Raw genomic sequence first — 22,946 nt, forward strand, 5'->3', positions numbered from 1 at the left:
AGCCTGCGGGGCGGACGGCAGCCGGGCCGGCGGACTGGACCGCGGGACGGACGGCAGCCGGGCCGGCCTGGTGGGTGGCGGCTCGGCGGCCCTCGCCCCGCACTACGCCGTGGCCCGGGCGGCCCGGCGCCGGCCGTCGTCCAGCAGCGCGGAGACGTCCGCGAGGCGGCGGGCCGTGGTGTCCAGGACGCCCCGCGAGGCGGCGCTGGTCAGCTGGTCCGCGAGGCCTTCGGCCAGCTGCTCCAGGCTCCGGACGGTCGTGGCGAAGGCCGCCAGCAGCTGGTCCTCGTCGCCGAGCCGGAAGCGCTGGTCGCGGGCCCGGCAGACGGGGTCGACGACGGTGCGGTGCAGCCGCAGGTCGACGTCGTGGACGGCTTCGGCGATCGGGTGGCTCTCGGTGCCCATGCGGGGCCCCCTCCGGTCCGCGGGATCGGCCCGAGCGGCCGCCCTCCTCCGTCCTACCACCGCTCCACCGCCGAGGCGGCCCACGGCGCCGAGCCCCGCCCGCGGGGTCACCCGGCTGCCGTCAGGTCAGCGGGCGGTGAGCTCGCGCACCACCCGCATGTCCTCGAACGGCAGCACCTGGTCGCCGATCAGCTGGTAGGTCTCCGAGCCCTTGCCCGCGACCAGGACGATGTCCCCGGGGCCGGCGTGCTCCAGGGCGTGGGCGATGGCCGCGCGCCGGTCGGTGATCCGCTCGTGGGCGGCGCCGGTGCCGGCGAGGCCCTCGGTGATGGCGTCCAGGATCGCCTCCGGGTCCTCGCTGCGCGGGTTGTCGCTGGTCAGCACCACGAGGTCGGAGTAGCGGCCGGCGATCGCGCCCATCGGGGCCCGCTTGGTCGCGTCGCGGTCGCCGCCGCAGCCGAACACCGTGATCACGCGCCTGGTGGCGAACCCGCGGACGGTCGTCAGCGCCTTCTCCAGCGAGTCGGTGGAGTGCGCGTAGTCGACCACCACGGTCGCCCCCGTCGGGGTGGCGAGGGACTCGAACCGGCCGGGGATCTGCGGCAGCCGCTCCAGGGCGCAGAGCACGTCCGGCACGGCGTGTCCGAGCACCTGGCAGGCGGCGACGGCCGCGAGCGCGTTGTAGACGCCGAACAGGCCCGGCACCGGCACCCGGGCCCGGTGCGACCGCCCGGCGTGCTCCAGCCGGAACGCGCTGCCGGCGGCGGTGACCACGACGTCGGTCGCCCGGAACCGCGCCGGCCGGTCGATGCCGTACGTCACCGCCTCCGGCATCAGCGCCAGGATCTCCGCGGCGACGGGGTCGTCCGCGTTCACCGCCGCCTGCTCGCAGAGACCGTCGAACAACCGCAGCTTCGCCCGCTTGTAGGCGTCCATGGTGCCGTGGTCGTCCAGGTGGTCCGGGGTGAGGTTGGTGAACACGCCGACCTTCGCGAACACGTGGTCGGTGCGGTGCTGGGCGAGGGCCATCGAGGACACCTCCATCACCACCGTCCGGGCCCGCCGGTCGCGCAGGTGGGCGAGGATCCGGTGCAGGTCGACGGCCTGCGGGGTGGTCGGGGTGCTGGTGGCCAGCGGCACCGGCCGGCCGCCGAGCCGCAGCCCCCCGGTGCCGATCACGCCGACCGGGGCCGGGGTGAGGTCGCCGACGACGCTCTCGATCATCGCCGCGACGGAGGTCTTGCCGTTGGTACCGGTCACGGCGACGACGTCCACGGCCCGGCCGGGCTCGCCGAAGTAGCGGGCGGCGGCCAGCGAGGCCGCCACCCTGGTGTCCGCGACCAGCACCACGCACAGGCCGTCGGGCGGCGCGGTCGGGGCGGTGCTGACCAGGGCGGCCGTCGCGCCGGCCGCGGCGGCCCGGTGCAGGAAGGCGTGGCCGTCGGTGTGCCGGCCCGGCACGGCGACGAAGAGGGATCCCGGGCCGGCGTCCTCGGAACTGTCCGTCACGCCCCCGGTGATCTCCACCGCCGGGTCGCCCCGCAGGACGGTACAGGGGTGGCCGGCCAGGAGGTCGGTCAGCTTCACTGGGGGCTCCTAGGGTCGGTCGGGTGCGGGGTCGGTCGCCGTACGGCTCGGTCGTGGTGCGGGGTCGGTCGCCGCACGGACCAGGTCGCCGTACGGGGGGCGGGGGCGCTGGGGGCGGGCCCGGCGGGCGGGGGCCGTCAGGGCGGGCCGGGGCGGGTCACCACGTCCTCGCCACGGCCAGCAGGCGCTCACGGACCAGCTCCACGTGCGGGTTGGCCGCGGCCTCAGGTCGCCGCACCAGGTACGCGGTGTTGATCGGCGGGTCCGCCGGCTCGTGCAGCACCACCAGGGCGCCGGAGGCGAGTTCGGCGCGGAGGAGGTAGCCCGGCATGACGCTGAAGCCGGCGCCGGCGGTCAGCATCGACAGGACGCCGCGCAGGTCCGGTACGGTCACCGCGGCCTGCCGGGCGAGTCGCCGGCCGAAGACGTGCCGCCAGTAGCGGCGGGCGATGGGCAGGTCGTCGGCGTAGCTGATCAGCGGCACGTCGTGCAGGCCCTCGGGCAGCTCACGGCCGGCCAGGTGCCGCGCCCAGCCGGGCGCGGCGACCAGCACGAACTCCTCGTCGGCGAACGGTTCGGCCCGCAGCGTGCGACCGTGCGGCCGCCGGGTCGCCACCACGAGGTCGTGGTGACCGGCCAGCAGCTCCTCCAGGAGGGGTTCGGTCAGGCCGGTGGCCACCCGCAGCCGGACACCCGCGGTGACGAGCGGGGCCAGCGCCGGGAGGAGGCAGGCACTGAGGAACTCGGCGGGGCCCGCCAGGTGCACCCGCCCGGCCGGCGGCGGCTTCCCGTCGGCGCCGGTGACGGCGGCCAACCGGTCGAGGGGGGAGGACAGTTCACCGGCGAGCTCGTCCGCGTGCGGCAGCGGGGTCACCCCGCGAGGCCGGCGCTCGAACAGTTCGCGGCCGAGCCGGCGCTCCAGGCTCCGGATCTGGGCCGTGACGGTGGACTGGGACAGCCCGAGCCGGTGCGCGCCCGCGGTGAACGAGCCCGCGCGGTGGACGGCCAGGAAGGTACGCAGCAGATTCAGGTCCAGGGGGCCGTGCCCGGTGGCGTCCCGATCGCTCATGAGCGCGAGTCTACGGGTCGCCGCGGCCGCGGCGGACCAGCGCACGCGGGGGCGACGGGCAACTCCGCCGGGGGGCGCGATGTTCCCTGACGAGGCATCGGAGTTCCGATGCCGGGTATCGGCGATTCCATTGGTGGCCGCCGCCGGCACGCGGCTACGTTCGACGACACGAGCGCTCCGCACGTGCCGCCTGCGGGACGGCGGAGCGCGGCCCACGAACCCCCCGGAGTGAACCGCCATGGCAAAGATCCTTTTCGTGTTGACCGGCGCCGACCACTGGACGCTGGCCGACGGCACCAAGCACCCCACCGGCTTCTGGGCCGAGGAGGTCGCCTCCCCGTACGAGGTGTTCCGGGCCGCCGGCCACGACGTGGTCGTGGCCACGCCCGGCGGCGTGGTCCCGACCGTGGACCGGGGCAGCCTCGCTCCGGAGGTCAACGGCGGCGAGGAGGGCGCGCGCAAGGTGGCGCAGACGCTCGCCGCGATCGCCGGGATCCAGCACCCGATCGCCCTGGAGGACGTGGCGCTGGACGAGTACGACGCCGTCTTCTACCCCGGCGGCCACGGCCCGATGGAGGACCTCGCCGTCAGTGCCGACTCCGGCGCCCTGCTCACCCGCGCCCTGCGGTCCGGCCGGCCGCTCGGGGTGGTCTGCCACGGCCCGGCCGCGCTGCTGGCGGCCCGGGACGAGGACGGCGGCTCGCCGTTCGCCGGCTACCGGCTGACCGGCTTCACCAACGTCGAGGAGACCCAGGCCGGCCTCGCGGGCCAGGCGAAGTGGCTGCTCCAGGACCGCCTGGTGGAGCTCGGCGCCGACTTCCAGGAGGGCGAGCCGTGGGCTCCGCACGTGGTCGTCGACCGCAACCTGGTGACCGGTCAGAACCCGGCCTCCTCCGCCCCGCTGGCCGCGGCGCTGCTGGAGAAGCTGGCCTGACGCACCGGACGGCCGGCCGGCCGCCGCCGGGCGGGTCAGCGCGCGGGGCGCCACATGGTCGTCACGACATGGCCGTCCGGGGCGGTGATCCGGCCGTGGGCGGCGAACCCGGCGCGCCCGTACCGGGCGAGGTTCGCCGGGTTGGAGGACTCCAGGTAGGCGGGCGCGCCCAGCGCGTCGATCCGGGCCAGGCTCTCCGCCAGCAGACCCATCCCGAGCCCCTTGCCCCGGTGGTCGTCGTGGGTGCCCAGCAGGGTGAGGTAGTAGTGCGGCTCGTCCGGGCGGACCTCTTCGAGACGGCCCAGGATGTCCAGGATAACGTCGGCCGCCCGCCGACCCGCGCCGTCGACCAGCAGCGCCTCCAGGGCGACCTCCTCCTCGGCGGTGAGCTCGTGGCCGCCCGGGGGGATCCAGACCGCCGCGGACTCCACGTGTTCGGTCACGAGCGTCCACGGGTACCGCAGCGCCGAGGCGAGGAACAGCCGCCACATCGCCCCGGCCTGCTCCGCCCGCCGGTCCGCGTCGGGGAAGGCCGGGCCCCACAGCGGGTCGTCGAAGAAGGCGGTCGTCATGGTGGCGACGAGCGCGTCGACGTCCGCGGGGACGGCGATCCGCGCGGGCACGGGCAGATGTCCACTGGTCACCCGTCCACCCTAGCCTCGTGCCCCGGCCCCTGCGGTGTCAGCAGGGGCCGGGGCACCGCCGTACGGGGGCGCCGCCCGGCGACGCGATCCGGGAGGACGCCCCGGAGACGCCCCCCGGGGGCCCGGGCCGGGCGCGGCGGCGGTCCGCGGCGCCCGGCCCGGGAGCCGGGTCAGGGGCGGCTCTTCGGCGCGTTCTCGGCGGTCCGCGCCGGGTCGGTCTCGGCGACCGGGGCGAGGATCTCGTCCATCGCCTTCAGCAGGCCCTCGTCCAGGGTGACCCCGGCGGCCTTGACGTTCTCGGCCACCTGCTCGGGCCGGGAGGCGCCGATGATCGCGGCGGAGACGTTGCGGTTCTGCAGCACCCAGGCGACGGCCAGCTGCGCCAGGGTGAGTCCGGCCTGCTCGGCGAGCGGGCGCAGCAGCTGGACGCTGTCCAGGACCTCGGGGCGCAGCCAGCGGGAGACGAAGTTCGCGCCACCCTTGGTGTCGGTGGCCCGCGACCCGGCCGGCGGTTCGGCGCCGGGGAGGTACTTGCCGGTCAGCACGCCCTGCGCGATCGGGGACCAGACGATCTGACCGATCCCGAGCTCCTCGCAGGTCGGCACCACCTCGGCCTCGATCACCCGCCAGAGCGCGCTGTACTGCGGCTGGCTGGAGACGAACGGCACCCGGAGCTCCCGGGCCAGCGCGTGACCGGCCCGGATCTGCTCCGCCGTCCACTCGGAGACGCCGATGTAGTGGGCCTTCCCGGCCCTGACCACGTCGGCGAAGGCCTCCATGGTCTCCTCCAGCGGGGTGCTGGTGTCGAAGCGGTGCGCCTGGTAGACGTCGACGTAGTCGGTCTGCAGGCGGCGCAGCGAGCCGTCGATGGACTCCATGACGTGCTTGCGGCCGAGGCCCCGGTCGTTGCGACCCGGGCCGGTCGGCCAGTAGACCTTGGTGAGGATCTCCAGGCCCTCGCGGCGCTCGCCCTTCAGGGCCCGGCCGAGGACGGACTCGGCCCGGGTCTCGGCGTAGACGTCGGCGGTGTCGAAGGTGGTGATCCCCGCGTCGAGGGCGGCGCGGATGCAGGCGGCCGCCGCGTCCTCCTCGACCTGGGAGCCGTGGGTGAGCCAGTTGCCGTAGGCGATCTCACTGATGATCAGACCGCTGCGGCCGAGATGGCGGAACTCCATGAGGTGCATCCCTTCAGTACGGGTGTCGGGTCCGATCATGCCCGCCGGACCGGGCTGCCGGAAACATCGGCGGGCCGACGATCCGGACCCGGCGCACGGCGCGGGGGCGGGCCGACCCTGCGGACCGGTCGGCCGATCACCGGCGGCGCACCCTTGAACCGCACACCGGTGAGGTGGCACCGTCGGAGGGCGGACCGGTCGCCGCCGGCGGGTCCGGCCCGGCCGCCACCGCCGCCGGCCGTTTGATCTACGGTGTTTTTGACGCACCGCCAGACACCGGCCCGGCGCCGGCGGAGGTCCGCACGTTCCCGCACCACCGTCTCCTCCCGCACCGCCGCTGTTCGCGCACCACCCCCGCACCGCCGCCTTCCCGCACCGCCTTCCCGCACCGCCGCCTTCCCGCACCGCTCCGACGACCCCGAAGGACACCCGATCGTGCCGCTGCCCGTCCCCGCCAGTCCGTGCCCGGTCCATGGCGTCTCCGACAACTGCGCCGACCTGATGAAGCAGATCGCCCAGGCCCGGCAAGGCGGCCCGGTCGAGCCGCGCATCGTGGTGGTCCAGGAGTCCTCCACCGAGCCCTACGTGGACGCCAGGACCCTGCAGGCCCGGGCCGCGAACCGCGACTCCCTGCGCAACGCGATCTGGATCGGCGTCGCCGTCATAGCGGTCATCGCCGGTCTCACCGTCGTCAAGCTGCTCGGCTGGATCAACGGATCCATCCCGGTCCAGCAGCCCTCCCCCGCCGCCACCGTCACCGTCACGGCCGGCCCGTAGCGGGCACGCCGGCGCGGGCCTCGCGCTCGCCGTCCCGCCGGCCGGCCTCTGGGCCCGGGCCCACCGGCTCGCCCGGCGCCCCGGGGCCGTCGGCGGGGGCGGGGCCGTCCAGCGCCCCGGGGCCGTCGACCGGGCGCAGGATGCGGGCCGAGCAGGCCGCCACCACGCAGAAGGCCACCGGCAGGACGAAGGCGACGTTCAGCGGCACGAACCCGGTGAGCGGCCCGATGACGGCGGGCCCGGCGAGCATGCCGAGGTACCCGAGGCCGGCCACCCGCGAGACGTTGGCACCGGCGCTGTCGGCGTCGGCGTGGCCCGCGGCGCTGAAGAGCTGGGGGATGCAGCCGGAGAGTCCGATGCCGAACACCGTCCAGCCGGCCAGGGCCACCGGGACGGCGGGGGCGAGCACGACCGCCGTCAGGCCGGCGGCGGCCAGCGCGGAGCCGTACCGGACGATGGCGACCGGACCGAACCGCGCCGCCACGCGGTCCCCGAGCAGGCGGCCGACCGTCATCGCGGTGGCGAAGGCGCCGTAGGCGAGCGCGGCGGTGCCGGCGGAGGCGCCCAGGACGTCCCGCAGGTCGAGAACGCTCCAGTCGTTGGCGACGCCCTCGCAGAGCATCAGCATCAGGGCGAGCCCGGCCAGGGCCCAGATCCGGGCGGGTGTCCGGCGCCGGGCGGCGCGGCCCGGGGAGCTCGCACCCTCGGTGGCGGGGGCGGCCCGGCCCGGGGCGGGCGGCAGCAGTGCCGGGGCCGCGAGCAGGGCGCCGAGGACGGCGAGCAGGGCGGCGCCGGCGAGGGTCGCGGCCGGGCTCCAGCCCCGGCCGAGGGTCCAGGCGCCGACCACGGCCGCGATCGCCCCGCCCACCGAGAACACCGCGTGGAAGGCCGACATCACGGGCCGCCGGTACGCGCGCTCCACCTGGACGGCGTGGGTGTTCATGGCCACGTCCAGGCAGCCGTTCCCGAAGCCGAACAGCAGCAGGGCCGCGCCCAGCCCCCACGGTCCGGCGGCCAGCCCCGGCAGGACGAGCGCGGCGCCGCACAGCACCGCGCTCACGGGCACCACCCGGCGGGCCCCGAGGCGGTCGGCGAGCGGCCCGGCCAGCTGCATGCCGGCGAAGGCGCCGGCGCCGAGCAGCAGCAGGAGCCAGCCGAGCAGGGCGTGGCCGATGCCGGCGCGCTGCTCGACGGCGGGAATGTGCACGATCCACATACCGAGGACGAAGCCGTTCAGCACGAAGTAGGCGAAGGTGGCCAGCCGGGCGGCCCGCAGTGATCTTTCCATGTTTTCGAACATAACAAACATTTCAGATGTTCGTAAGATGGACTATCGATCAGTGATCATGTTCAATGGGCACATGGCAAGTACTGACCGACTGCGGCAGATCACCGACGCCGTGCGCGAGGCCGGCGAGCTGAGCGTGACCGAGCTCGCCGCGATCACCGGGGCCTCCGAGATGACCGTCCGGCGCGATCTGGAGGCGCTGGCCGCCCAGGGCGTCCTGGAGCGCTTCCGGGGCGGGGCCCGGAACCTGCTGCTGCGCGGCGAGGAACCCCCCTTCGGCCTGCGGGCCCAGGAGGGCCTGGAGGCCAAGCGCCGGATCGCCGCCGTGGTCGCCGGGCTGATCGCCGACGGGGAGTCGGTCGTCCTCGACAGCGGCACCACCTGCCTGGAGGTGGCGCGCGCCCTGACCCACCGCCGCCTCACGGTGATGCCGCTCTCGCTGCACGCCGCGAACGCGCTGACCGGCGCGCCCGCACTGCGGCTGCTGCTACCCGGCGGCGAGCCGCGGGCGGGCGAGCTGGCCCTGACCGGCCCGCTGACCGAGGCCGCACTGGCCTCCCTGCGCTTCGACACCGCCGTCATCGGCTGCTGCGGCCTGAACGCCGCCGACGGCCTGACCGCCTACGACCTGGCGGACGCGGCGGTCAAGCGCGCGGCGATCACCTCCTCCCGCCGCGTCATCGCCGTCGCGGAGGCGGCCAAGTTCGGCCGGACCGCCCTCGCCTTCGTCGCACCCACCGCCGCCCTGGACGCCGTCGTCACCGAGTCGACCGCCCCGGAGGAGGAGACCGCGGCCCTGACGGCCGCCGGCGTCACCGTACGGACGGCGTGACCGTGGCGGCGGCGTGACCGTAGGGGCGGCATCGATCGCACGGACGGCCCGACCGCACCGGGACGGCCGCCGGTTCGACTCCCGGTCGGTACGCCCCGGAGGGCGCGGCCGCCCGCACCGCGCACCGGATCGGGCGAGGTCGGAGACCGGCCACCGGAAGAACGGGCCGCGGTGGGACGTTGCACCCCACTGAAGGTGCGACCCTTGGGAGCGTGCGGGCGCCGAAGCCCGCGCGCAGCCGCCGGCCCGGGCGGCACCGGGCGGGCGGCGGTGACGTGCCGGCTCGTCGCCGGAGAACCGCTCCGGACCCGGCGCGGGGTCGCCGCGGCTGCGCGCCCCCGGCGCGAGGCCGAGCGGACACCACCGTCCCGACCCGCCCGGCGGGAGGGACGGGCGGTGATGCACACCCCACGGGCCCCACAGGAACCGGGGCGTCTCCGACAGCCGCACGTACGCCGATGTAACGTTCGGTGTTCACCGGAACACCTGTGGATCGTGGAAGGCGCGGTTTCGACCGTACCGACCACCCACAGAGCACCACGAGATAAGGAAGACATGTGGCAACCGACTACGACGCTCCGCGCAAGGGCGAGGACGATGAGTCGCAGGACAGCATCGAGGAGCTGAAGGCCAGGCGGACCGAGAAGTCCACCTCCAGCGTCGATGTCGACGAGTTCGAGGCCGCCGAAGGGCTGGAGCTCCCGGGCGCCGACCTGTCCGGCGAGGAGCTGACCGTCCGCGTGCAGCCCAAGATGGCGGACGAGTTCACCTGCTCGAGCTGCTTCCTGGTCCAGCACCGGAGCAGGCTCGCGCGTGAGAAGAACGGCCAGCCGATCTGCCTCGACTGCGACTGACCGGGCCGCCGAACCCGCCGCCCGTCACCGACGAGCCGTCACCCTGAGACCGGGGGCGGGCTCGTCCGGGCGGCCGGCGTGTGCGACACCGGCAGGCGGCCCGCCCCTCGCGGGCCGCCCCGGCGTCCCCGAGCCGGGGACGGACGGCCCCGAGCCGGGGCGCGGGCCGCGGAACCGGCACAGGGCGCGCGACGGCGCACGCGGACGACGGCTCCGCGCCCCCGGGTGGTGCACTGCTCATACGCAACTTCCAAGCTGCACATGAGCAATATGGAAGAAGTGGGTCCGGCTCGCGATCGGCAGACTGGCGTGGCTCAACGGCGCGCCCCCCGCATGACGGGCCGGCGCTGCCCCTCTTTGGCATCCATCCCGTCGGGAGCCCTGATGGCCACGCTCACGAAGCCGGTTGGGCAACGCCCGGCCGGCCTGCTGGACCGACTGAACGTCGATCACCACCGCGCCGCCCTGAACGTCTTCGTCGTCATCGTCATCGGACACTGGGCGGAGCACCTGGCCCAGGCCTACCAGATCTGGGCGCTCGGCTGGCCCGTCAAGAAGGCCAAGGGCGTCCTGGGCCTCTCCTACCCGTGGCTGGTCACCTCGGAGTGGCTGCACTACGGCTACGCACTGGTCATGATCATCGCCCTGTTCCTGCTGCGCCGCGGCTTCACCGGGCGCAGCCGCACCTGGTGGACCGTCGCACTGGGCATCCAGTTCTGGCACCACATCGAGCACCTGCTGCTCCTGCTCCAGGCGCAGACCGGGCACAACCTGTTCGGCAAGCCGGTCCCGACCAGCATCCTGCAGCTGGTGGCGCCCCGCGTCGAGCTGCACCTGTTCTACAACACGATCGTCTTCATCCCGATGGTGATCGCCATGTACTTCCACCTGCGGCCCAGCCCCACCGAACAGGAGGCCATGACCTGCAGCTGCCGCGTCGAGCACCGCAGCCACGACGTCCTCACCCCCGCATGACGGTGACGATGACGGAGACCGGCGCGGGACCGGCGGCGAACGGGACTCCACCCCGGCCGCCCGGGACCGCCCGGTCCTTCCAGCGGCGGATGGTCGGCGCGCTGGCCGTCCTGGCCGTCCTGCTGGCCGCACTGGCGTGGGCCAGCTCGTCCGTTCCGGTCCGCCTCACCGCGGTGACCCCGGGCGACGGGGGCGCGGTGGCGCAGCCGCCGGAGCAGGTGGAACTGACCTTCTCCGGCTCGCTGACGCCCGAGTCGGTGTTCGTCCAGGTCAGTTCGGCGGACGGTGCCTCGGTCAGCCGGGGCCGGCCGACCGTCGAGGGGCAGCGCCTCCTGGTGCCGGTGTCGATCACCGCTCGGGGGACGTACCTGGTGGTCTACCGGCTCGGGCTGGGCGGCGACCGGGAGGTGGCGGGCCGGACCGGGTTCACGGTGGGTCCGGTTCCGCTGGTCGGGGCGAGCTCGGAGCTCGGCCAGGCCGCCGACGACTCCGCCGCCCATGACCACGCGCACGCCGAGGGCCCCTGGAACGGCGCCCTGCTGGTGCTGGACGCCGGCCTGGTCGCGGGCGTGGTCGTCCTGATGGTGCGCCGCCCCCGGGCACGCGCGCGCTGAACGCGGGTACGGGCCCGCCGCAGCCCTCGATCGGCTGCGGCGGGCCCGCACCGGGTTGGAGACCCGTCCCCGCCGAGGAGACCCGCGGCGGGCGGGGGCGGCCTGGTCAGGGGCTGGTGAGCACGACCAGCTGCCGGGTCGCCCGGGTCATCGCCACATAGCGGTCGACCGCTCCCTCGACACCCTCGCCGAAGGTCTGCGGATCGACGAGGACGACCAGGTCGAACTCCAGCCCCTTCGACAGCTCCGGGGTCAACGAGCGGACCCGGGAGGGATCCCGGAGCGTCCCGACGTCGATCCCGCCCACTCCGATCCCGCCGCCTTCGAGCCCGCCGCCTTCGAGCCCGCCGCCTTCGAGCCCGTCGGCGGCGAGCCCGTCGGCGGCGATGACGCAGGCGACCCCGTCGGCGTTCGCGGCGAGCCAGCCGTCGAGCACCGACGCCAGCTCCGAGACCGACCCGTACGTGACGGGCAGGCCGCTGCTGCGGATGGAGGTGGGCACGTTGGCGTCCGGCAGCACGGCCCGGATGACCGGCTCGGCCTCCGCCATGACCTCCGCCGGCGTCCGGTAGTTGATGCCGAGGGAGGTCACCTCGATCCGGTCGAGCCCGGCCCGCTCCAGGCGCTCCCGCCAGGACCCGGTGAACCCGTGCCGGGCCTGGGCCCGGTCCCCGACGACGGTGAAGCTCCGGGACGGGCAGCGCAGCAGCAGCATCTGCCACTGCGCGTCGGTCAGTTCCTGGGCCTCGTCCACGACGATGTGCGCGAACGGTCCGGCGAGCCGGTCCGGATCGGCGCCGGGCAGCACGGACTCGTCGACCAGGCTGCCGCGCAGGTCCTGCCCGCGCAGCATGGTCACCGCGCCCTCGCCGTCGTCGTCGGCCTCCAGCAGGTGGTCGATGACATCGGCCATCCGCGCCCGTTCGGCGGCGATCGCGGCCTGCTGCCGGCGCTTTCGCCGGGCCGCCTGCGGGTCCCCCAGCCGCTGCCGCGCCGCGTCCAGCAGCGGCAGGTCCGACTCCGTCCAGGCCTGGGCGTCCTTGCGCTGGAGCCTGCGAACCTCCTCGGCGCTGAGCCCGGGAGCGCACATCCGCAGGTAGGCGGGCACCGACCAGAGGTCTCCGACGAGGTCCGCGGCCTCGATCAGCGGCCACGCGCGGTTGAGGGTCGCGACCAGGTCCTCGTCCTGCAGCAGCGACCTGCGGAACGCCTCGACCGGGACTTCGTCGTCCAGCCTGTCCAGCAGGATCGTGACCAGCTCGTCCCAGATCTGCTCGCGCGCCTCGTTGTGCGCGGTGCCGGGCTCCACCGCCTCGAACGCCTCGGCCCAGTCGTCGGCGCTCAGCCGGAGGTCGGCCCAGTCGGTCGAGACCGTGATCCCCTCGGTGGGCGGCTCCTCGTAGATCCCGACGGCCTTCTCGACCGCCTTCACCAGGTCGGCGGACGACTTCAGCCGCGCCACCTCCGGGTCGGTCTCCACCGTCGCCGCGGCCCCCTCGGCGACGAGGTCCCGCAGGGTGCAGGTCTGCACGCCCTCCTCCCCGAGACTGGGGAGGACGTCGGCGACGTACGCCAGGTAGGGCTGGTGCGGACCGACGAACAGCACGCCGCCACGACGGTGCCCGAGCCGCGGGTCGGCGTAGAGCAGGTAGGCGGAGCGGTGCAGGGCGACGACGGTCTTCCCGGTGCCCGGGCCGCCGTCGACGACGAGCGCGCCCCGGGATCCGGCCCGGATGACGGCGTCCTGGTCGGACTGGACGGTGGCGAGCACGTCGCGCATCCGGGCCGTCCGGTTGCCGCCCAGGCTGGCGATGAAGGCGGACTGGTCGTCGAGCGCGGCGTGCCCTTCGAGCCCGTCGGCGGTGAACACCTCGTCCCAGTAGTCGCTGATCCGGCCCCGGGTCCACCGGTACCTGCGGCGGCTCACCAGGCCCATCGGGTCGCCGTGGGTCGCCGCGAAGAACGGCTCGGCCGCCGGGGAGCGCCAGTCGAGCAGCAGCCGCCGGCCCGCGCTGTCGGTGAGTCCGAGCCGTCCGACGTACCGGGGCTCGGGGTCGTCCGCGCTGACGACGTGTCCGAGGCAGAGGTCCAGCCCGAAGCGGCGCAGCGCGCGCAGCCGGGCGGTCGACCGGTGGATCTCGGCGTCCCGGTCCATCGCCTCGCGGCCGGCGCCGCCGGGCGCCCTGCGCAGGGCGTCGAGGCGGTCGGACAGCTCGGCGACGGTCTGCTCCAGGCTCTCCTCGATGGCCGCGAAGTGCCGTTCGTCGCCGGCGATCAGCATCGGGTCGGCCTTCGCGGCGAGGCGGTCGGGCAGGTCGAAGGCGCTGGTGGTCAGGTGGTTCATCTCATCGGCTCCGATCCGAGGTCACGCCCGCGAAGTCCGGTACGCCCGCCGGCGCCCCGGCTCCGGACGCCCGCGGTGCGGGCTCCGGCGCCGGCCGGACGCCACCGCACGACCTGTGAACCGACAACAACACACGCACGTCGTGAATCTCCCATGTCCGCAGTTCCGGCCTCAGCGAGCGATTCTGCGGTACGTCGGGGGCCTTGCCGCAAGCCCCCCGGTGCGCTATATGTTAGGAGTGGCAAGGGATGGGTTCTCTCCCTCGCTCTTCCCGTCGGCCCTCCTCGTACTCCTCGTACGGTGGACGCACGCCCGCTCCGCGCGTCGGCGACCGGCCCGGTACGACGGTCACACCCTGATACCACGGTCACGCACCGGTACGGCGGTCACGCCCCGGAACCGGTGCCGGTCCGACGGTCCGGCCCGGTCCGACACCCGGTCCACCCCGGTCCACCCCGGTTCGGCCTGACGGTCCGTCGGGCGACGGCGGCGTCGAGCGCGGCCCGGCGGGCCGGTGGACGGCTCAGCCCCGCCGCTCGTAGGTGACCGCGCAGCCGCCCGGATCGGTGACGGTGAAGCGGCCGGCGGCGACCTCGACCGGGTAGCTGACGAGTTCGTCACTGGACGTACTCATCAGCAGCGTCGTCGCGTCCGGCATCCGGGCCGTGCCGGCGTCCCACACCGGCATGCCCTGACCGGGGCCGCGGGCCCCGAGGTAGCGGGTCCCCGGACCGATGGTGAGCTCGGCGGGGTATCTCCGGGCGCACTCGGAGTCGGTGACGCGACGCCAGCGGCCCGAGACGAGCCGAGGTTCGGAGGCATCCGGATCCGTCATGGTGAGGCCGATCGTCGGTGGTCTCTCAGGGGCGGGCACCGGGGCGGCCCGGTCGCGAAGGCGGCAGTCGCCTCCCGCCGGGCCGGGTCGGGACGTTCCGTGATCGGGCCCGCACTCTCCATGTTGCCGCGCCCCCACGACCGGCGCAGGCTGTGTGGTAGAGGTCTCTGTCGCGTCCAGGCCGCGCGCCGGGAGCTACTGGAGGGTCGGGGCCGGTGAGGACGAGGACTCCGTCACCCCGCGTATCGAATCCAGGAGTTCCTCATGTGTGAGTGCAAACCACAGACGTCCGAGGTGGCCGATCACCTACGGCCCAACAGTGCGAACGTGACTCCCCCGGGGATCCCGGTCGCCTCACCCATCGTGGTCGAGAAGAGCGGGCCCGGGTCGCCGGGCGGCCCCGGCCCGCAGGACGGCCCGGTGCCGACGATCCCGCCGGTGTTACCGGTACCGCAGGTGCAGCGGTGCGACCTGGACTTCCGGGACGGCTGCTACCAGGTCAACATCACCCCGTCCCACTCGCTCTTCCGGAACGTCGTCGGGACCCTGCGGATCGACCGGGCCGCACCGGCCGCCGGAGCCGACGGAGTGATCGTCAGTGGCGACCTCTACCGGGACCCGCCGCCGCTGATCCACCCGGCCGGGGGCGTCCCGGGCTCCACCCCGTCGTCGGCCGGCGCCCAGGACGGGGGCACCCGAGGGATCCCCGGCACCGCCGGGGAGTCCGTCGCCGCGGCGGCGAGTCGGGGGCTGCTGCCGCTGCCCTTCCCGCGGCCGCGGATCCCGATCTTCCCGCGGGACAGGTACCGCTCCTACCTCAAGGGCACCCGACTGGTGGTGCCGACGCTCACCCTGCCGGGCCGGCCGTGTCAGATCACCGTCGAGGTGGACGAGTTCGACTACACCCAGCCGGCGGCGGGTTCGTTCCAGGGCTCGTTCCCCGACTCGCCCAGCAGGTCCCTGCGGTTCGTCCTCACCGAGGTGCCCGGCACCGGGCACCAGCTCGTGAGCGGCCCGCGGTTCGAAGGCCGCGTCCTGGAGGGCGGCACCGACCGGGGAGCGGTGACCCTGACCTGGGTGTCGAGCTTCCTGCGGCGCGCCGTGCTGGAGATCGACACGCTGCACGGGGCGGTCGCACCGCAGCCGGTCCCCGACGCGGCCGGCACCGGGACGCAGTTCTTCGACACGGTCTACGCGACCGCCCGTTGGCAGCTGGTCATCGACCGCGTCGAGGGGCAGGCCGACCTCCCGGTGCCCGCGGGCGTCAACGCCAACGCCTGCTGGTCGGCCGCCGACCTGCACGCGCTCATGACGAGCGTGCGCAAGGCGAGCACCGACCTGGACGCCGAGTGGCGCACCCACCTGGTGGTCGTCCCCGCGACCATGGGCTGTTCACGCGGCGTGATGTACGACCAGATCGGGGTGCCGCGCGAGGGGTCCGCCAGTTTCAGCGACGACGGGTACCCGAGTTCCGACTCGTCGAACTTCGGGGTCGCGGAGAACGACCGGCAGCGCAACGTGCCGCGGGCCTTCCTCCGGTCGGCGACGCACGAGGTGACCCACGCCTTCAACCAGATCCACCAGGAGTCCGAGACCGCGGCGGACAACTCGATCATGACCACCACGCCGAGCGTGGCCGACGTGCTGGGCGGACCCGCCACGGGTGCGCCCGGAGTCTTCCCGGACCAGATCAACCTCGGCTTCAACACGACCGTGCGCAACCACCTGGCGCACATGCCGGACCCGGTGGTGCGCCCCGGCGGCTGGCCCTTCGCCGGCTGGTTCCCGGCCGGCGCCCCGCAGGCGTCCGACCGCAACCTCTTCTACCCGGGCGAGCTGGAGTTCGAGGTCACCGCGGAGACCGACCGCGCCGCCCTGGGTGCACCCGTCACCGTCTCGTGGAAGGCGACCAACACCTCCGACGCCCCCCTCCTGGTGCCCAACGACGTCAGGCTGGAGGCCCTGTTCGCCACCATGTCGAGCATCGACGAGAGCGGCGAGCAGCGACCGGTCCGCCCCTTCGTGATCACCTGCGAGGCGGCGAAGCTGGCCCCGCTGGCGCCCGGGGACTCGCTGGAGGCCGCCTACCGCGTCTTCTGGAGCACCGACGGGTTCCCGCTGGAGCGACCGGGACGGCACACGGTGACGGTGACGCTCGCCTGGTCCGCCGGCGGTGTACCGGTCGGCGTGACCGGCAACTGCGACATCTGGGTGAACCGGCCCACGTCCGACGCCGAGAACCGGGACGCCGCGCTGGTGCTGCACCCGGAGGTAGGCAAGTGGGTCGTGCTCGGAGGCGGGGCCTACCACCTCACCGAGGCGGTCGACCGGCTGCGCTCGCTGGAGGGCGGCGGCGAGGCTCTGGGCCTGGACGCGGGGGACGCGAACGGGCGGACGGGCGTCGCGGCGGCCTTCGGCGCGCTGGACCTGCTGCCGGGCGGGCCGGACAGGTCCTGAACCGCGCCGCTCCCCCGCAACCAGCCGCCGATCGCGGCGAAGTCCGCGTCGGTGAGTCCGGTGCGGGCGTCCACCGCGTGGAGCAGGGCCGCGCCGCGGTGGTGTGCGGCCACCCAGGCCCGGTCGGCCGCGCCGATCTCGTCGTCGACCCAGGCGAACGGCCGGCCGGCCGCCCACGCGACGATCGGACGGGTCTTCCAGTGCAGGCCGCCGCGCCGGTCCGCCGCCTCCTGCGCGGCGGGCGGGTCCGGCCACTCCAGCACCGGCAGCTCGGGCAGGCCGAGCAGCGGTGACAGGCACTCGTTGGCCTCGTCCTCCCAGGTCGTCGCCCAGACCAGTTCGCAGGGCAGCGCTGCCAGTTTGGGCCCGAGGGCGGGATCGAGCCGCGCGAGCAGGGGGTTCGCCCGCGCCGCCGCGTGCTGCGGGCCGGCGTGCCGGTGGACGGGGTAGGTGTCCGGGGGCGCGCCGAAGGGGAGGAGGGGGCCGTCGACGTCCAGGAGGAGTACGGGGCCGCGCGGTGATTCGCCCATGGCCGCACCCTACTCGGGACACCCGACACCACCGCCATCGTCAACCAGTGGTTGACGATGGAGCGATCGTCAACCTATGGTTGACGCATGACGAATCCCGTTCGCATGACGTCACCGGTCCGGCTCGACGACCTGATCGAAGCCATCAAGCAGGTGCACACCGACGCACTCGAACAGCTCTCCGACGCCGTCCTCGCGGCCGACCACCTGGGCGAGGTGGCCGACCACCTGATCGGCCACTTCGTGGACCAGGCCAGGCGCTCGGGCGCGTCCTGGACGGACATCGGCCGCAGCATGGGCGTCTCCAAGCAGGCGGCGCAGAAGCGCTTCGTACCCAAGGCCTCGGGCGCGCAGCCGGACCTGGACCCCAGCCAGGGCTTCAGCCGGTTCACCGAGCGGGCCCGCAACGTCGTGACGGCGGCCCAGAACGAGGCCTGGGCGGCGGGCAACAGCGAGATCCGCCCGGAACACCTGGTGCTCGGACTGCTCGTCGAGCCCGCCGCCCTCGGCGCCGCCACCCTCCTCGCCCAGGGCCCGACCGCGGAGGACGTCCGCCGGGCCGCCACCGCGGCGCTGCCGCCCGCCGGCGAGCAGGTGCCCGACCTGGTCCCGTACGACGCCCGGGCGCGCAAGGCCCTGGAACTCACCTTCCGCGAGGCGCTGCGGCTCGGCCACAACCACGTCGGGACGGAGCACATCCTGCTCGCCCTGCTGGAGTTGGAGGACGGCGAGGGCGTGCTCAGCGGTCTGGGCGTCGACAAGGCGACCGCCGAGGTGCGGATCGCCGAGGCCGTGGCCGCCGCCCGGGCCGCCCACGAGCAGCAGGACTGACGGCCGGGCGGTCGACCGCCACCCACGGCCGCAGCCCGGCACTGGAACCACGGTGTGCCCGGGCCGCCCGCACCGCGTGCGGCCCGGGCACACCGCCGCCGTCACCCGAGCGGGTCGGCCAGCCGCGGACCTTCGGCGAGCAGGGTGTCGACGGCCGCCAGCGCCCGCTCCAGGCGTTCGAACCGGTCGCCGCGCAGTTCCAGCCAGGGGGTGCGCCCGGCCGCCAGCACCTCCCGGAACCGGCCGGTCATCCAGGGCCGCAGGTGCTCACCGTCCCGCAGGCCGTCGTCGTCGAAGGGCACGCCCTCGTCGGAGGTCAGCAGGTACAGGGCACGCGGGGGCAGGCCGGCGGCCGACGCCCGGACGGGGGCCGTGACCGCGCCCAGGTAGCGCTCCTGCCAGACGGTGGTGGCGAGGGCGTCCGTGTCGCACACCAGCACCGGGCCGCCGGCCCGGGCGGCGCGCTCCTCGTCGGCGCACTGGCGCCGGCAGACCAGTTCGAAGTCCCGGTCGTCCCACTCCAGGTCGAAGACGGTCGGCGGCGGGTCGGCCGGGTCCGCGACCGCCCGGGCGACGGCGAGCTTGGCGACCGTCAGCTCCCGTCCGTACTCCGGCACCCAGCCGGTCAGCGCGTGCGGGCCGCCGCGGGCGCGCAGGGCGGCGGCGAGGTCGCGGGAGAGCGTGGTGGTGCCGGTGGACTCGGCGCCGAGCACCACCACCCGGCGGGCCAGCCAGGCCCGCACGGGCGGTTCGAGGTCCACCCAGTGCGCGGCCGGATCGGCGCGGACCTTCGTCCCCGACACCGGAAAGGTCTCCCGGCCGCGGTCCAGCACGACGGCGGCCGCCCCGAAGCGGCGGGCCAACTCGCCGCCGTAGCCCTCCGAGCTGAAGACCGCGTCCACCGCGGGGACGCCGGCACCCGGCGCCGGCGCGCCGGCCAGGCCCGCGCGCATCAGGGCCACGTGCCCGTCCCAGGCCGCCTCGCTCCGGTAGTCCACCTCCAGGTTGTCGACCACTCCCGCCACCCGCACGTGCGGCTCGCCCGCCCAGGCCTCGGCGACCCAGGAGACCCGGGCCGCCAGGGGTATCGACTCGACGTCGGCGGCCATCACCACGACCGTGACCAGCTCGCAGGCGTCGGCCGCCGTCCGGATCAGGAAGTGGTGGCCGGCGTGCGGCGGGTAGAACTTGCCGATCACCAGGCCGTGCCGGAACCTCGCGCTCATGCCGGCACCGCCGCGAGCTCCGGGGCGCTCGCGGTGCTCAGGTCGCGGCGCCAGGCGCGCAGGCCGAGCCCGCAGAGGCCGAGGAAGAGCAGGTAGACGAGGGCCGTGAGGTCCAGCGACCTGCTCAGGTACAGCGGGATGTAGACGAGGTCGGCGGCGATCCAGAAGTACCAGGTCTCGACGCGCCTGGTGTTCAGCAGCCACTGGGCGGCCAGTGACAGCGCCGTGGTCAGCGCGTCCCAGAACGGCGCGCTGTCACCGGCCCGGGCGAGCAGCACGGTGAGCCCCCAGGTGGCCGGGACGAGCAGTGCCGCCAGGGCGGCCAGGGCTCGCGGTCCGGCCCGGCGGACGGTGAGCCCGGTGCGGGCGGACCCGCCGCGCAGCCACTGCCACCAGCCGTGCGCACCGAGTGCCAGGAAGACCACCTGCAGGGCCGCGTCCGCGTACAGCCGGGCACCCGCGAACAGGACGAGGAAGAAGACGTTGTTCGCGATGCCGACCGGGAAGTTCCAGGTCCTGCCCTTGACGGTGAGCCAGACGCAGGCGGCGCCGGTGGCGAAGCCGAGCAGTTCGGCCCAGGTCACCTCGTCGCCGCCGACGTGTCCGAGCACGGTGGTGAGCGGCGCGGTGAGCTCGCTCAGGAAATCGCTGATGGGCACGGCCCCTCCTGCACATTATGGTCAGAGTGACGATAATGGTCGGAGGGGGAGCGCACAACCCGATTCGCACGCCCCCGCGGCCACCCACCGTCAGCCGCCGGCGCTCAGCCCGGAGACGACCGGGCGCCGCCCCCGCCGCACCGCCCGCACACGCGGCCGCGCCCGGCACCGAAGCGCGGCCGCTCCCCCCGCTCAGCGGCCCGGGCCCGCCGGTACCTGCGGCTCCACCAGGAAGGCCGCCAGCAGCAGGCCCAGCAGCGGCACCGCACAGAGCACCCCCAGCACCCCGCGTGGCCCGTGGCTCTCGGCGATCAGCCCGAGCGCCGGGGCGATCAGACCGCCGATGCTCACCGCCAACCCCAGCGTGACGCCGGCCGCGGTGCCGGGCCGGGTCGGCAGGTAGTCCTGCCCCAGCTTCACCAGCACCGCGAACGGCACGTTGAGGGCCGCTCCCGTCAGCACCGCGAAGAGCAGCGGCGCCAGCCGGCCCGGCGTCAGGCAGAGCCCCGCCAGCGCCGGCACGGTGAGCGCGGTGCCCAGCCGCACCGCCCGCACCATGCCGATCCGGTCGGCGATCCGCCCGCCTCCGAGGGTGCCGGCCACCCCTCCCCCGAGCAGGCAGGCGAGCGCCACACCGCTCAGCCCCGCGGAGGCGTGCAGGTCGCGCACCCAGTGCAGCGCGATGAACGTGCTGACCCCGAAGAAGACCACCGAGCGGACCACGTCGACGGCGGTCAGCACGAGGAACGGCCCCCAGCGGTCGACACCCGTACGCGCCGCGCCGCGGGCGGCGGCCAGCGCCCGCTGCCGATGGCGGCCCCTGAACAGCACGTACGCCGTCAGCAGCGCCGGTGGCACGAACAGCACGGTCGCGCCGACACCCCAGGCGGCCAGCGCGGGCGTGGCCAGGACGGGCGCCAGGAAGAACCCGACGCTCCCGCCGGCCGCGAAGACGCTCATCGCCGTCGTACTGTCCCCCGCCGCCTCGCGCGCCGCCTTTCCCGCCGAGGGGTGGAACATCGCGACCCCGAGACCCGAGAGCAGGATCAGCAGCCACACCGCCCGGTAGGACTCCGCCAGGCCCGACAGTCCCAGGCCGAGCCCCGCCAGGGCGATCCCGGCGGCCGCCAGCCAGCCCAGCCGCATCCGGTCGACGGCCAGCCCGATCACCGGCTGGGGCAGCGAACTGCCCAGCGTGGCGGCGAGCGTCAGCCCGCCGGCGGCCACGTAGCCGTACCCCCGCTCCAGGACGAAGTACGGGACGACGGCCGGCACCAGCCCCTGGTAGAGGTCGTCCACGGCATGCGCCACGCCCCACAGTCGCATCCGCCGCCAGACGCCCGGACCGGCTGCCGGCCCCGGCCGCGGAGCCGCGGCCACCGCCCGATCCGGCCGCGAACGGCTTTGCCACGTACGGCTGTTCATGATGGATTCACCCTCCGGGGTCGACCGCCTGTCGATGCGCACCCCAGCCTGCCGGGCCGGCCCGGCGGTCGGCTTCCGTTACTCTGACAACTAATGTCGAAAACCCGCCAGCACCCGCACGGGCCGACGCGCCGGACCCTGGCCCACGGCGAGCGCGTCGACTGGCACCACCATCGGGCCAACCAGCTGATCTGCCCGGGCCGCGGAGTCCTGCGGGTCTCCACCCCCGAGGGCACGTGGGTCGTCCCGCCGCACCGCGCGGTCTGGCTCCCGGCCGGCATCGCGCACTCCCACCAGGCCTACGGGCCGGCCGAGTTGCGCTGTCTCGGCTTCGCCGAGCAGGTGAACCCGCTGGGCCTGGAGCAACCCGCGGTGCTCGCGGTGACACCGCTGCTGCGCGAGCTGATCGCCGTCCTCACCGGGCCGCAGGCGCCGACCGGGGAGCAGCTGCACGCCCTCGAACGAGTCGCCCTGGACCAGCTGCGGCAGGCGCCCGCCCTGGCGATGCTGCTCCCCACCCCGACCGACCCCCGGCTGCGCGACGTCACCGCCCTGCTCGTCGCCGACCCCGCCGACCCGCGCTCACTGGCCCGGCTGGGCTCGGCCGTCGGCGCCTCCGAGCGGACCCTCAGCCGGCTGTTCCGCAGCGAGACCGGGATGAGCTTCCCGCAGTGGCGGACCCAGCTGCGCCTGCAGCACGCCCTCACCCTGCTCGCCGCCGACCGGTCGGTCACCGCCGTGGCCGCGGCCACCGGGTACTCGTCGCCGAGCGCGTTCATCGAGGCCTTCCGGCTGGCCTTCGGCACCACTCCGGGCCGCTACCGGCGGGAGGGCGACGGCTGAGCGGGCCCCGTCGAGGGCGGCTGGACGCCCCCGGGCGGGGCCTTCGCGGCCGGCCCCGCCGAACCCGGCCTCGCCGGGGGCACCCCGGTGACGACCTCCGGGGTCCGGAGCTGCGAGACTGGATCATGACCCTCAGCAGCCGCCCCCTGGGGCAGCCCTTCTCCGAGCCCGCCACGGACGACTCCGTGCCCGTCGCCCGCCCGCGACAGCTCCCCACCGAGCAGTCCCTCATGTTCCGGCAGCCGCCCGGCGAGGAGGTGCCGGACCAGGCCACCACCCACCGCCCCATCGGCGACGGCGGCCTGCTGCCCTTCTCGAACCCGGACCGACCGCTCTGAGGGCCTGATCCGGTCGACCGGTCCGAGGCCGGCCGGCCGGGCCACCCGAGCCGGACACGGTCCACCACGCGCTCCCCCGCACGGTCGGCCGGACCGCCCGTGCGGTCGGTGCCGCCCCGGACCGGCGGGCCGGGGCCCGTCCGGTCCGGGGCGGCACCCGGTGCAGCTCAGCAGTCGGGGATCACCGTGCCGTTGTTGTCCTTGGCCACGTCGTTGCCCCACCTCGACAGGTAGTACGCCGACACCCACTGACCACCCGGCCCCACATCCGGATCCGTCTTCAACCACCAGTGGTTGAAACTGC

General features: G+C 74.9%; 21 protein-coding genes and 1 pseudogene. 10 read left to right on the forward strand and 12 right to left on the reverse strand.

Annotation, left to right across the window (positions count from 1 at the left end; translation table 11 throughout):
- Window positions 1-102: 102 nt before the first annotated feature.
- From ACFTWP_RS01395 to ACFTWP_RS01405, 3 genes are all read right to left on the reverse strand, one after another.
- Window positions 103-405 (reverse strand): hypothetical protein, encoded by a 303-nt coding sequence (locus ACFTWP_RS01395; RefSeq protein ID WP_380261381.1) that lies wholly within the window; start codon window positions 403-405, stop codon window positions 103-105.
- A 126-nt stretch (window positions 406-531) separates the two neighbouring features.
- Window positions 532-1,992 (reverse strand): UDP-N-acetylmuramoyl-L-alanyl-D-glutamate--2,6-diaminopimelate ligase, encoded by a 1,461-nt coding sequence (locus ACFTWP_RS01400; protein ID WP_380261383.1) that lies wholly within the window; start codon window positions 1,990-1,992, stop codon window positions 532-534.
- Window positions 1,993-2,149: 157 nt separating this feature from the next.
- Window positions 2,150-3,061: a LysR family transcriptional regulator gene (locus ACFTWP_RS01405; RefSeq protein ID WP_380261385.1), complete on the reverse strand. Its 912-nt coding sequence runs from the start codon at window positions 3,059-3,061 to the stop codon at window positions 2,150-2,152.
- Between the two features lie 238 nt (window positions 3,062-3,299).
- Between ACFTWP_RS01405 and ACFTWP_RS01410 the strand changes: the two genes are divergently transcribed.
- Entirely contained in the window at window positions 3,300-3,995 is a 696-nt protein-coding gene (locus tag ACFTWP_RS01410) for a type 1 glutamine amidotransferase domain-containing protein (RefSeq protein WP_380261387.1), read from the forward strand.
- 35 nt (window positions 3,996-4,030) lie between these two features.
- Here ACFTWP_RS01410 and ACFTWP_RS01415 read toward each other — a convergent pair whose 3' ends face one another.
- Both ACFTWP_RS01415 and ACFTWP_RS01420 read right to left on the reverse strand, forming a co-directional pair.
- Complete coding sequence (locus tag ACFTWP_RS01415; RefSeq protein ID WP_380261389.1) at window positions 4,031-4,639, reverse strand: GNAT family N-acetyltransferase; 609 nt, start codon at window positions 4,637-4,639, stop codon at window positions 4,031-4,033.
- A gap of 170 nt (window positions 4,640-4,809) precedes the next feature.
- Window positions 4,810-5,814: an aldo/keto reductase family protein gene (locus tag ACFTWP_RS01420; RefSeq protein ID WP_380261391.1), complete on the reverse strand. Its 1,005-nt coding sequence runs from the start codon at window positions 5,812-5,814 to the stop codon at window positions 4,810-4,812.
- A gap of 435 nt (window positions 5,815-6,249) precedes the next feature.
- Between ACFTWP_RS01420 and ACFTWP_RS01425 the strand changes: the two genes are divergently transcribed.
- Window positions 6,250-6,591: a hypothetical protein gene (locus tag ACFTWP_RS01425; RefSeq protein WP_380261393.1), complete on the forward strand. Its 342-nt coding sequence runs from the start codon at window positions 6,250-6,252 to the stop codon at window positions 6,589-6,591.
- Here ACFTWP_RS01425 and ACFTWP_RS01430 read toward each other — a convergent pair.
- A complete protein-coding gene (locus tag ACFTWP_RS01430) occupies window positions 6,575-7,879 on the reverse strand; it encodes an MFS transporter (protein WP_380261395.1) in 1,305 nt (434 codons plus the stop codon). The two genes, ACFTWP_RS01425 and ACFTWP_RS01430, sit on opposite strands and share 17 nt — an antisense overlap.
- A 73-nt stretch (window positions 7,880-7,952) precedes the next feature.
- On the opposite strand from ACFTWP_RS01430, the gene ACFTWP_RS01435 reads away from it, so the two are divergent.
- From ACFTWP_RS01435 to ACFTWP_RS01450, 4 genes are all read left to right on the forward strand, one after another.
- The gene (locus ACFTWP_RS01435) at window positions 7,953-8,711 is read left to right on the forward strand and encodes a DeoR/GlpR family DNA-binding transcription regulator (RefSeq protein WP_380261397.1); all 759 of its coding nucleotides are present in this window, start codon (window positions 7,953-7,955) and stop codon (window positions 8,709-8,711) included.
- 557 nt (window positions 8,712-9,268) lie between these two features.
- Window positions 9,269-9,565, forward strand: coding sequence for a DUF4193 domain-containing protein (locus ACFTWP_RS01440; RefSeq protein WP_380261399.1), 297 nt, complete (start codon window positions 9,269-9,271; stop codon window positions 9,563-9,565).
- Between the two features lie 384 nt (window positions 9,566-9,949).
- Entirely contained in the window at window positions 9,950-10,540 is a 591-nt protein-coding gene (locus ACFTWP_RS01445) for a hypothetical protein (protein ID WP_380261401.1), read from the forward strand.
- Between the two features lie 8 nt (window positions 10,541-10,548).
- The gene (locus ACFTWP_RS01450) at window positions 10,549-11,154 is read left to right on the forward strand and encodes a copper resistance CopC family protein (protein WP_380261403.1); all 606 of its coding nucleotides are present in this window, start codon (window positions 10,549-10,551) and stop codon (window positions 11,152-11,154) included.
- Window positions 11,155-11,260: 106 nt separating this feature from the next.
- Here the strand turns inward: ACFTWP_RS01450 and helR are convergent, their stop codons facing one another.
- Both helR and ACFTWP_RS01460 read right to left on the reverse strand, forming a co-directional pair.
- The gene (helR, locus tag ACFTWP_RS01455; protein ID WP_380261405.1) at window positions 11,261-13,498 is read right to left on the reverse strand and encodes an RNA polymerase recycling motor ATPase HelR; all 2,238 of its coding nucleotides are present in this window, start codon (window positions 13,496-13,498) and stop codon (window positions 11,261-11,263) included.
- Between the two features lie 523 nt (window positions 13,499-14,021).
- A complete protein-coding gene (locus ACFTWP_RS01460) occupies window positions 14,022-14,333 on the reverse strand; it encodes a hypothetical protein (protein WP_380261407.1) in 312 nt (103 codons plus the stop codon).
- A gap of 327 nt (window positions 14,334-14,660) precedes the next feature.
- On the opposite strand from ACFTWP_RS01460, the gene ACFTWP_RS01465 reads away from it, so the two are divergent.
- Window positions 14,661-16,790: a hypothetical protein gene (locus ACFTWP_RS01465; RefSeq protein ID WP_380261409.1), complete on the forward strand. Its 2,130-nt coding sequence runs from the start codon at window positions 14,661-14,663 to the stop codon at window positions 16,788-16,790.
- An 8-nt stretch (window positions 16,791-16,798) separates the two neighbouring features.
- On the opposite strand, the pseudogene ACFTWP_RS01470 reads toward ACFTWP_RS01465, so the two are convergent.
- Window positions 16,799-17,320 (reverse strand): annotated as a pseudogene (locus tag ACFTWP_RS01470) (HAD domain-containing protein); the annotation flags it as partial.
- Window positions 17,321-17,407: 87 nt separating this feature from the next.
- On the opposite strand from ACFTWP_RS01470, the gene ACFTWP_RS01475 reads away from it, so the two are divergent.
- Window positions 17,408-18,151 (forward strand): Clp protease N-terminal domain-containing protein, encoded by a 744-nt coding sequence (locus ACFTWP_RS01475; RefSeq protein WP_380261411.1) that lies wholly within the window; start codon window positions 17,408-17,410, stop codon window positions 18,149-18,151.
- 101 nt (window positions 18,152-18,252) lie between these two features.
- Here ACFTWP_RS01475 and ACFTWP_RS01480 read toward each other — a convergent pair whose 3' ends face one another.
- The 3 genes from ACFTWP_RS01480 to ACFTWP_RS01490 all read right to left on the reverse strand — a co-directional run bounded on the left by ACFTWP_RS01480 (window position 18,253) and on the right by ACFTWP_RS01490 (window position 21,362).
- Window positions 18,253-19,377, reverse strand: a complete 1,125-nt coding sequence (locus ACFTWP_RS01480; protein ID WP_380261413.1) for an AAA family ATPase — start codon at window positions 19,375-19,377, stop codon at window positions 18,253-18,255.
- Complete coding sequence (pnuC, locus tag ACFTWP_RS01485; RefSeq protein ID WP_380261415.1) at window positions 19,374-20,036, reverse strand: nicotinamide riboside transporter PnuC; 663 nt, start codon at window positions 20,034-20,036, stop codon at window positions 19,374-19,376. Before pnuC ends, ACFTWP_RS01480 begins: the two co-directional genes overlap by 4 nt.
- 192 nt (window positions 20,037-20,228) lie before the next feature.
- Window positions 20,229-21,362 (reverse strand): MFS transporter, encoded by a 1,134-nt coding sequence (locus ACFTWP_RS01490; protein WP_380261417.1) that lies wholly within the window; start codon window positions 21,360-21,362, stop codon window positions 20,229-20,231.
- Window positions 21,363-21,554: 192 nt separating this feature from the next.
- Here ACFTWP_RS01490 and ACFTWP_RS01495 point away from each other — a divergent pair, with 192 nt between their 5' ends.
- Both ACFTWP_RS01495 and ACFTWP_RS01500 read left to right on the forward strand, forming a co-directional pair.
- Window positions 21,555-22,304, forward strand: coding sequence for an AraC family transcriptional regulator (locus tag ACFTWP_RS01495; protein ID WP_380261419.1), 750 nt, complete (start codon window positions 21,555-21,557; stop codon window positions 22,302-22,304).
- Between the two features lie 125 nt (window positions 22,305-22,429).
- Window positions 22,430-22,642, forward strand: coding sequence for a hypothetical protein (locus ACFTWP_RS01500; RefSeq protein WP_380261421.1), 213 nt, complete (start codon window positions 22,430-22,432; stop codon window positions 22,640-22,642).
- The last annotated feature ends 304 nt before the right edge of the window (window positions 22,643-22,946 follow it).

Source organism: Kitasatospora sp. NPDC057015, assembly GCF_042673745.1.
In the GTDB taxonomy this organism is placed as follows: Bacteria; Actinomycetota; Actinomycetes; order Streptomycetales; family Streptomycetaceae; genus Kitasatospora.

Bases quoted from the DNA above. Each gene is read 5' to 3' on its own strand.
- ACFTWP_RS01395 (WP_380261381.1), bottom strand. From the start codon at position 405: ATGGGCACCGAGAGCCACCCGATCGCCGAAGCCGTCCACGACGTCGAC.
- ACFTWP_RS01405 (WP_380261385.1), bottom strand. From the start codon at position 3,061: ATGAGCGATCGGGACGCCACCGGGCACGGCCCCCTGGACCTGAATCTG.
- ACFTWP_RS01410 (WP_380261387.1), top strand. From the start codon at position 3,300: ATGGCAAAGATCCTTTTCGTGTTGACCGGCGCCGACCACTGGACGCTG.
- ACFTWP_RS01420 (WP_380261391.1), bottom strand. From the start codon at position 5,814: ATGGAGTTCCGCCATCTCGGCCGCAGCGGTCTGATCATCAGTGAGATC.
- ACFTWP_RS01430 (WP_380261395.1), bottom strand. From the start codon at position 7,879: ATGGAAAGATCACTGCGGGCCGCCCGGCTGGCCACCTTCGCCTACTTC.
- ACFTWP_RS01435 (WP_380261397.1), top strand. From the start codon at position 7,953: ATGGCAAGTACTGACCGACTGCGGCAGATCACCGACGCCGTGCGCGAG.
- ACFTWP_RS01445 (WP_380261401.1), top strand. From the start codon at position 9,950: ATGGCCACGCTCACGAAGCCGGTTGGGCAACGCCCGGCCGGCCTGCTG.
- ACFTWP_RS01450 (WP_380261403.1), top strand. From the start codon at position 10,549: ATGACGGAGACCGGCGCGGGACCGGCGGCGAACGGGACTCCACCCCGG.
- helR (WP_380261405.1), bottom strand. From the start codon at position 13,498: ATGAACCACCTGACCACCAGCGCCTTCGACCTGCCCGACCGCCTCGCC.
- ACFTWP_RS01460 (WP_380261407.1), bottom strand. From the start codon at position 14,333: ATGACGGATCCGGATGCCTCCGAACCTCGGCTCGTCTCGGGCCGCTGG.
- ACFTWP_RS01475 (WP_380261411.1), top strand. From the start codon at position 17,408: ATGACGAATCCCGTTCGCATGACGTCACCGGTCCGGCTCGACGACCTG.
- ACFTWP_RS01480 (WP_380261413.1), bottom strand. From the start codon at position 19,377: ATGAGCGCGAGGTTCCGGCACGGCCTGGTGATCGGCAAGTTCTACCCG.
- ACFTWP_RS01490 (WP_380261417.1), bottom strand. From the start codon at position 21,362: ATGCGACTGTGGGGCGTGGCGCATGCCGTGGACGACCTCTACCAGGGG.
- ACFTWP_RS01495 (WP_380261419.1), top strand. From the start codon at position 21,555: ATGTCGAAAACCCGCCAGCACCCGCACGGGCCGACGCGCCGGACCCTG.
- ACFTWP_RS01500 (WP_380261421.1), top strand. From the start codon at position 22,430: ATGACCCTCAGCAGCCGCCCCCTGGGGCAGCCCTTCTCCGAGCCCGCC.